This is a genomic window from Vibrio sp. 10N.261.55.C5, assembly GCF_041470505.1.
Taxonomy (GTDB): domain Bacteria; phylum Pseudomonadota; class Gammaproteobacteria; order Enterobacterales; family Vibrionaceae; genus Vibrio; species Vibrio crassostreae_C.
Genome location: NZ_JBFRMS010000046.1, coordinates 43,473 through 51,918, shown reverse-complemented (window position 1 = coordinate 51,918; position 8,446 = coordinate 43,473). Strand labels below are relative to the sequence as shown.

At 42.8% G+C, this 8,446-nt stretch carries 8 protein-coding genes and 1 pseudogene; 2 read left to right on the top strand and 7 right to left on the bottom strand.

Annotated features, from left to right (window positions below; all coding sequences use genetic code 11):
• Positions 1-95 precede the first annotated feature (95 nt).
• The 3 genes and pseudogenes from AB4263_RS16715 to AB4263_RS16705 form a co-directional block, all read right to left on the bottom strand.
• Positions 96-811 (bottom strand): annotated as a pseudogene (locus AB4263_RS16715) (aminotransferase class III-fold pyridoxal phosphate-dependent enzyme); the annotation flags it as partial.
• A gap of 35 nt (positions 812-846) precedes the next feature.
• Positions 847-1,380, bottom strand: coding sequence for a diaminobutyrate acetyltransferase (ectA, locus tag AB4263_RS16710; RefSeq protein WP_010431975.1), 534 nt, complete (start codon positions 1,378-1,380; stop codon positions 847-849).
• A 466-nt stretch (positions 1,381-1,846) separates the two neighbouring features.
• Positions 1,847-2,107 (bottom strand): DUF5062 family protein, encoded by a 261-nt coding sequence (locus AB4263_RS16705; RefSeq protein ID WP_017072477.1) that lies wholly within the window; start codon positions 2,105-2,107, stop codon positions 1,847-1,849.
• A gap of 448 nt (positions 2,108-2,555) precedes the next feature.
• On the opposite strand from AB4263_RS16705, the gene AB4263_RS16700 reads away from it, so the two are divergent.
• Positions 2,556-2,771 (top strand): hypothetical protein, encoded by a 216-nt coding sequence (locus AB4263_RS16700; protein ID WP_029235681.1) that lies wholly within the window; start codon positions 2,556-2,558, stop codon positions 2,769-2,771.
• Positions 2,772-2,933: 162 nt separating this feature from the next.
• Here AB4263_RS16700 and AB4263_RS16695 read toward each other — a convergent pair whose 3' ends face one another.
• On the bottom strand, positions 2,934-3,590 hold the full coding sequence (locus AB4263_RS16695; protein WP_171733163.1) for a QnrS family quinolone resistance pentapeptide repeat protein: 657 nt from the start codon (positions 3,588-3,590) through the stop codon (positions 2,934-2,936).
• 320 nt (positions 3,591-3,910) lie between these two features.
• Here AB4263_RS16695 and AB4263_RS16690 point away from each other — a divergent pair, with 320 nt between their 5' ends.
• Positions 3,911-4,501, top strand: coding sequence for a TetR/AcrR family transcriptional regulator (locus AB4263_RS16690; protein ID WP_102458015.1), 591 nt, complete (start codon positions 3,911-3,913; stop codon positions 4,499-4,501).
• 98 nt (positions 4,502-4,599) lie between these two features.
• Here the strand turns inward: AB4263_RS16690 and AB4263_RS16685 are convergent, their stop codons facing one another.
• The 3 genes from AB4263_RS16685 to AB4263_RS16675 all read right to left on the bottom strand — a co-directional run bounded on the left by AB4263_RS16685 (position 4,600) and on the right by AB4263_RS16675 (position 8,266).
• Entirely contained in the window at positions 4,600-5,847 is a 1,248-nt protein-coding gene (locus AB4263_RS16685; protein WP_372098566.1) for an anaerobic sulfatase maturase, read from the bottom strand.
• A gap of 118 nt (positions 5,848-5,965) precedes the next feature.
• Positions 5,966-7,711, bottom strand: coding sequence for an arylsulfatase (locus tag AB4263_RS16680; protein WP_372098565.1), 1,746 nt, complete (start codon positions 7,709-7,711; stop codon positions 5,966-5,968).
• A gap of 123 nt (positions 7,712-7,834) precedes the next feature.
• Positions 7,835-8,266 (bottom strand): tetratricopeptide repeat protein, encoded by a 432-nt coding sequence (locus tag AB4263_RS16675; protein ID WP_372098564.1) that lies wholly within the window; start codon positions 8,264-8,266, stop codon positions 7,835-7,837.
• Positions 8,267-8,446 lie beyond the last annotated feature (180 nt).

Here is an 8,446-nt window from a genome sequence, read left to right as displayed (position 1 = left end):
GCGTTGAATAAGCTCACAGGATTAGGTATGCCTAAAACGATAGAAATAGCCTAATAATCACCCATACTGGCCGTTTCTATCTGAGATCCAATTAGGAAACAAAGCCCTGTTCGACCACAACCGGCTTGAATATCATCCACAATAAGTAGGATATCGTGGGCTTTACAGATTTTGCTTAACTTCTGTAGCCACTCATTTGAAGCGACATTTAACCCACCTTCACCCTGAACCGTTTCCAATAAAACGGCAGCAGGTTTATCCATACCAGCGGAATTATCGGTTAACATCGTTTCAAATAATTTTAAACCATCGATTCCAGCGTAACGTTGTTGAGATTTGAGCCCGCACCTTGCCTGTGGTGTTGGTTGCCTGTAGCAGCCAATGCACCCGCCGTACAACCATGAAAACCATTGGTAAATGCAACAATACTGCTTCGACTTTTTACTTTTTTCGCCAACTTAATCGCTGCCTCAACCGCATTTGTTCCTGTCGGGCCGGTAAATTGAACTTTGTAATCTAATGCTCGAGGTTCCAAAATAAAGCGACTAAGAGCTTCTAGGAATTCAGCTTTGGCTTCTGAATGCATATCCAAGCCATGTGTAATTCCATCCATTTCAATATACTCAAGTAAAGCTTGCTTAAGTATTGGATTGTTATGACCGTAATTGAGAGATCCTGCTCCAGCAAGAAAATCGAGGTAACGATCACCTTGTTTTGTTTCAAGCCAGCAGCCTTTTGATTTAGCAAAAGTGACTGGAAAACTATTCGAGTATGAACGTACGTTAGATTCCTGCTTTTTAAAAATATCCATGATAAGGCCGTTATTTGATTCCTATAAGTTAATGATTATTTAAGGGGTATTCGATACAAATACTCAGTATCGTGCAGCCCTTTAAAATGAACATTTTCATCTAAGAAAGTGGTCACTTTTCCAGTGCTACTATTTTTTGCGTCTAGCTTTTTAAAGAGTGCCCAAGACGCTTGATTTGACTTAGTAATGGTTGTTTCAATAGCTTCTATACTCTTCAGCCACTCTCGACGAAGTAAGCTGTTCAACATCTTGTAAGCTAAAGAGTGACCTCTAAATCGAGGGGCAACTGCAACTTGCCAAATAAAGAGAACATTAGGCTCACTCGGTTTTTGATAACTCGAGATAAAGCCCGCAAGCTCACCTTTGTTCTCAACCAAAATACAAGTTTTACTAAAGTGAGTGGATTGCAAAAAATTGCAATATGACGAGTTGGTGTCTAGTGGCGGACATTCTGAAATCAGTCGATAAATGTCGTTGCCATCTGAAGCTTTGGGCTCGCGAAAACTCCATTCTTCACTCGTTTTTTCTATCACTTCTGGACACAACACCCAAGGCGCTGATGTAATCATACCGAGAAATTCCTTTGAACTCTAATTAAATTCCTTTTTATTATGAGCATTTACCCCCTACTAAGATCAACACCTTAACTTTAAAAAACAAAAATTAGTGATCTATATCACATTTAATAGCGGTCAGCATGAATTGAATAATACTTTGAGTTCTAATGTATTTGATCGGTGGAGATCTTAAGAAAATGTCTTTAACCGAATAAGCGTCAAAAGAAGGTTAGAGTCATTAGTAAATTATGTGCTCAGATTGCCAATCAAGCGGCATAAATCACCAACACTCTCAGTGTTGAACATTCTATCGAGTAGATAACAACGCTTCGAATGGCAGTGACTCGCTATCCACTATTAAAATATCGGCCTCAAAAACAAAAAAACCTAGCGAGAGCTCGCTAGGTTTCTTATCTAACATATCGATGAATAATGAACTCAGAGGAAACGAGTCCAGAAATATCAGCTTGGAAAAGGTTTACTTCAAGGGATCATTATCAGGCAAAGCGTTGTGTATCCATAACGCTAGGCGCTTCTTAATATTTGCACCATCCAACTTACTGTCTGGTAACGGAGTGATTTGATTTACTTCAACAAGAAATAGATAAACAGCCTTAACCTTGATTGGTTGAGATGAGTTCGGCAAATCGAAACCTTGCAACTTTGCCATTTTAAAACCGACTTCTAGAGCCTTCTTAACCAGCTTATCTTCATTCATGATCTTCGCGGTTTTCGACATATCATCTCCATCATCTTCGTAGATTGAACCTTGAGTATACCAAACTGAATCTAAGACAAGATTACCGCGCTCTCAATTCGAACACTCTCTTTGATAAATGACATTAAACGAATTTCAGCCCCTAAATAGATACCTGCCTAATTGACATGTACAGGGCGGAAATCAATACGCAAACGGTATCTTAACAAAACACTCAATAAGTGAGACCTTAAGCCCAGAAATCAAAACGGAGCGAATTTTAGCTTAATATCCAACAAAATACCGAATACTATGTTTTCTTATAAAAATGATAAGCACTCTCTTTTCTATAGATAAACCACTGTTATTTAACTGATTTTATATAATGATGACTTAGTTCATATTTACAGTCACCTATAACGAAAACTTATTTACAAAACACTCATTAAGAAAATAGAATAAAACCACTAATTTTATACTGGTGTTGAAAATGCGTTACCTCTGGGCTTCATTCTGTCATAAAAATCCAATTCCGGGTCGAATTGTTCATATCTTGGTTATGTTGATAGCGCTAGCTTCTATCACCATTCCATTGATTTCAAAAGACGCCACAACCATCTTAACTTCACTGTGTGCTGCTCTAGTCTGTTTCGTCGTTTTTGTCTTCTTTGCGCTCGCCGACAAAATGCGCTCAGGCATGCATTAATCAACCAATCAGTTCTCTATCACCAAGCATTCTCTTTTTAAAAATTCATTATAAAATGCTGGTTACCAAATACGGAAAAGCCCAAAGTTATTAGCTTTGGGCTTTTCTTCTATAGCGAATTCTTACATATTCCAAATAGCCTGTAGTTAGAAATTACAGCTATCAATCAGGCATCACCACAATACCCATGGTTTCAAGCAGTTGCTCTTGCTGCCAAGCAACGATTTTAATCCCCGATGTGTCTACCTTGCGAGGATCTAACCCTTCTAATTCAGCATGGCATAAATTAGCACCTTGCATACTAAATTGCCCCCATACATCTTCCGAGAACACGCCTCGGCTAAGATCGGACTCTTTTAGTGACGCTCCGCCAAGGTAAGTACCTATCCAGCGGTTTTCAAATAACTCACACTTCTCTAAACAAGCTTGCTCCAAGTTGGCGTATGACAGGTTACAGCCCGTAATATACGCGGAGCAAAAATACATTCTATTGCTTACCTGGTTGGCAAAGTTAGCACGAGTAAAGTTCGCCCCTTTCAGGTCACAATCACGTAACTCAATACCGTAGCAATTCGCGTTGCTAAAATTCGCCATCGCCAACTGACAGTTCTGAAAACTTGCATCACGCAAATCTGCAACATCGAAGTGGCATCCCTCAATATCGCCTTGTTCGATAAACTTACAGTTAATAAACGTTGCATCACGTAAGTTCGAACGTCTGAAATCACAACGGATAAACGTACAGGCTGTAAATGTAAGCTCTGATAAGTCTTGCTGAGCAAAATTGTGGTGATGATAAGTGCTGTTATTGGTGTCCATTTAGCCCCCTAAAGAAATTAAGCTAAGACTACCATTGCGATCTTAAGAAAACACCAAATTAAAAACGAACAAAAACAGCAACTTAAAACACCCAAATTTAGCCATTTTAAGGCACCAAACAGGCCCTTTAAGGTTGTTATTTTCGATTTATAGGATGTGCTTATCTTGAAAAAAGTTTTGTCGCTTAGAAGTGCCAATAAGAGAAAAAGTTACTTTGACGAAACGAGTCAATTATTGACCGCGTCCTAACGCGCTAGACTGGACGGTTGGTATGTTGCTCGTTACACTATTCCTCATTCTCAGCATAAAGAGTAAGAACAATGAAAGACATGCGACAAGCTATGCTCGATGCAGGATTTAGCCTTATTAATGAACACGGGTTTGCTGGTGTTGGCCTGATGAAGATCATCAACCAAGCGGAAGGCACGAAGGGTTCTTTTTACCACTACTTTAAATCCAAAGAGCACTTTGGTGAGATCCTTCTTACTAACTACTTTGATGAGCATCTCGCTAAGCTGGATGACTTTTTAAGTGATGAATCGCTTTCTCGTCGTGACCGCGTTAAAGCCTATTTCGAGTTTTGGTGTGCGTCGAAACTGACTGAAGACTTCAATATCCAATGTCTTGTTGTAAAACTGGCGGGAGAAGTATCTGGGTCTGCAAACCCGTTGCAATCGACCATGGCAGAAGGCGCAGAAAAGATAATCCTGCGTATGGCAAAGCTGTTTGAAGAAGGCAATGAGGCCGGTGATTTCACTATCGCAGAGCCCGAATCGCTATCTCGAACGCTTTATGGTTTATGGCTTGGCTCAACGCTCATGGCCGCCATGCAGCGTAACCGTTCGATTCTAAACAATGCCATGGAAGAGACTCTTCTCGCCATGAGCCCAGCCCAAGAATCGGCTGACTAGATACCCGTTACCAAATACCAAATACCAAGAGGCTCGCACAATTTAGCGAGCCTTCTATCTAACTTAAATCTTGATTGAATCCATTCACGCCTACTCCATTACCCCAGACGAGACGCAATATTATTGGCTTTGAATAAGTCCTTAATAACAGGGTCGATATGCTTGAAGAAGCTCAGCCAACCTTCACACAAGTAATTTAGCCCTGCTTCGCCATCTAGGCTTGTGATGATACGGTTTTTAGGGCACTCGCCATGGCATGCAAATTTAAACTCACAGGCTTGGCATTGTTTCGGCAGAGACTTCTGTTTGGCGAACCCAAAACTCTGCTGCTTTGGCGAAAAGGCTAAAGTTGAAAGTGCTTGTTCCTGAATATTACCCAGCTGAAATTCAGGAAAGACATAATGGTCACATGAATAAACATCGCCATTAGGCTCAACCGCTAACCCTTTTCCGCAGATCTCACTCAAGGTACACATGGTGCTTTCTCTGCCCATCCACACTCCGACAAAATTTTCAAAGTACGGCACTAATACCCGACCAAAATCATGCTCGAACCATTCGTCAAAAATGGTAGTGAGGAACTCTCCCCATTGCGCAGAGCCGACACTCCACGGTTCAACCTCACCTGATACAGGAATGATCGCTTGTTGGTTGCTCAACCATTTATTGTTGGTATGAGCCTCACGCTTATCGACGACAGGAATAAACTGTAATTGCTTCGAACCCACTTCATCACGCAGAAAACGATAGACCTCTAGTGGATACTTACCTGTCACATCATTCACGCAGCTTAGGGTTGCGAATTCGACGTTATGCTGCTTCAAGTAGTGAATACCACGCATTGTTTGAGAAAAAGTGCCTTTGCCTGCACGGTTGGTGCGGTAGTGATTGTGTAAGTGCTCTGGGCCGTCAATGCTCACACCAATGATAAAGTCATTCTTTTGGAAAAACTCACACCACGCATCATTCAGTAACGTGCCGTTGGTTTGAAGATCGTTGCTGATCTTACTGTGGTTAGGACAATATTTTTTCTGCAGCTCGACGACTTTTTGAAAGTACTCAACCCCCAACAAAGTAGCTTCTCCACCATGCCAAGAAAAGATGATTTCAGGCGTATTCTGCCCTTCTATGTACTGCTTGATATAACGCTCTAACAGAACTTCATCCATCGTATATTGAGAACCTTTTGGGTAATCAAGCAGCTGTTGTTTTTCTAAATAATAACAGTAGGTGCAACTGATATTACACACCGCCCCAATGGGTTTTGCTAACGCCTGAAGTTTGCTGTGTGCTTTGCCATTGAACTGCGGAATTGAACTCAAGTTTGATAGCGATAATGTCGTCATGAAGAGTGCCTCGATGTAAAAGTTATTGTATTAGCCAAAACAATTCGTAATTCCTTTACACGGTGTTCATCGGCCAACCAAGCTTGTGGCATTAGGTTGGCCGAGTGGTTCATTTCCTCTATTTCACGTTCTCAAACGGGTTCCACGCTTCATCCACTGGGACGATATTTTGCGCTTTTTCGTACTCTTGATACTCAGCAACCATCTCTAGGAACAAGTCTGGCATTTGGTTTCTTAAGTCATGCTGCTCAGCCGGATCCTGCTTAGTGTTGTACAGGTGCCATTCACTGTCACCGCCCATGCCCGTAGAGATTCGGATGATCTTGTAATCCCCTTTGAGCAAAATGCCACTACCAAACAATTCAAATGGAATCGCATTATCGGCACTGTGCACCTCTCCCGTTTCACCTTTGAAGTAAGGCAGCAAGCTCACACCACTCATTGGTGCTACTTCTCGACCTTGGTACTCCGTTCCTGGATGCTCAACATCGGCGATTTCAAGAATGGTGGCCGCGATATCTTTTACTTGTGACAAGTCATCGGTTTGAGTGCCGGGTTGCAGCGCTTGATCGCCCTCTAAGAGCGCTTTCGCTGGCTTAACAATGAATGGGACTCGAATACCGCCTTCTGCCGTGTACGCTTTATACCAAGACAAACCACCGGTTGATGCGCTTGCCCATTCTGGGCCTAATGAAACGCTGGAGTTGGCTTTCCCTAGGTTTTCCGTCGAGTTGTCAAAGTGATGCGCTGTCCATGTGCGAATCAAATCACTGATATTTTCACCGGTAATATCCGCCGCTTCTGGGCCGTTATCCGCTAGGTACATGATGTAAGTATTATCGTATTCCCCGATTTCTTTCAGGTAATCGACTATCTGACCGACTTGTTGGTCCTGCATTTCCATCATGCCCATCGCGACAGCCATTTTCTTTCCGTACCACTTTTGTTCTTTCTCAGAGAGCGAGTCCCAAGGTCGGCTTAATGCATTACGATCTGAAATATCGGCGTCTTTTGGAATCACACCCATCTCTTTCATGCGTTGAAAACGGTCTTCTCGAACCGAGTCCCAACCATGTTCAACGTAGTAGTCGACTTTATCTTGATAAGCAGACTCAGGCGCTTGCAGTGGTAGATGAATACCGGTGAATGGGACGTAGGCGAAGAAAGGCTTACCGTCGTCTTTTTTGCTATCGATCATCTTGATGATCTCGTTGGTGTAAACTTGGTCTGAGTACTCGCCTTTGTATTTATCCTCAACCACTTCACCGTTGCGGTAAGTTGGCTCAACTTCAACACCGGGAATATCGCCTTTTTGCAGCGCATCCGCTGTCGCAGCGTTTTTGGCCGGGAACATCATATCTCGGTTAAAGTGATTCGAACCGCCCGCTAAGATACCGTAACTCTCACCAAAACCTCGATCATCCGGTAAGAATCCATCCTCGTGTCCCAAATGCCATTTACCAGACAGGTAAGTGTTATAGCCACTCTCTTCAAGCAGCGTTGCGACCGTGACGCCTTTCTTGGTGAGGTAACCTTCATAACCCGGCTTACCAATCGCGCCCGGATAGACGGCATAGTCGAAGGTGCCTAGCCCAACCTCGTGACTGTTTGCTCCGGTTAACATCATAGAGCGCGTTACCGATGAGGTTGGTGACGCGTGAAAATTAGTAAACTTAACCCCCTCTTCAGCCAGCGCCATTAGGTTTGGTGTATTGGCTTCTGAGCCATAAGGCTGAGTATCGGCAAAGCCCACATCATCGCCAACAATGACAACAATATTCGGTTTTTCTGATTCTGCGGCCAGAGCAGCACTACTTGCCGCGGCCATTGCAGTGAAGACTAAAGATTTCTTGAATGTCTGCATAAGACGTTCTCCAATTTCTGTGATTAACTTGTTTCAGTAATTAACTTTTCTGCGAGTAACTTTTCTGCGAATAACTTTTTCTGAGGTTAACCTTTCTGTGATTAACCTGAGTTAGGATTTGAATTAATGCGCGGCTTGCGACATCCAATGTAATAAGTCGAGCGCGGGGTCATACTCTTGAGTTGCTGCCATGCCAATCCAGGTGACAGCTTCCGCCTGGCTGGCTTGAACGCCACTTCCAGAGATATACATCAACCCAAGCTGTGTTTGAGCTTCAGGGCTACCGTTATTGGCTGCGGTGACGAACCACTCCGCGGCTTTTTCATCATTCTGTTCTACGCCATCTCCGCTCAGATATAAGTAAGCGACAGAGAGCTGGGCATCCAATTGCCCTTGGTAAGCCTCATCCAACAATTGCACAACATCTTGATGCTGCTGCGATTGATCCATGGTTGCTTCATTCTCAAAGCTCTCACTTCCAAAGCTGGCCTTGGCAAAAAACAGAACAACCAAAACACCAGTCAGAATCACGGTAGTTAAACGTTTATTGATCATTTATTTCCTCCTCGGGAATAAAGGTCTCGACGTCCCTGTTGAATGAATTAGGTGAAAAGTAGGAATGGCGCGATGATGCACAAGCTTGATAGCAATACGTTTTCGATTTTCATAATTGGCTCTCGAGTAATGATTGTTGAGTGAATCAGGGACTGAATCATCGACTGAATTAAATGGTCA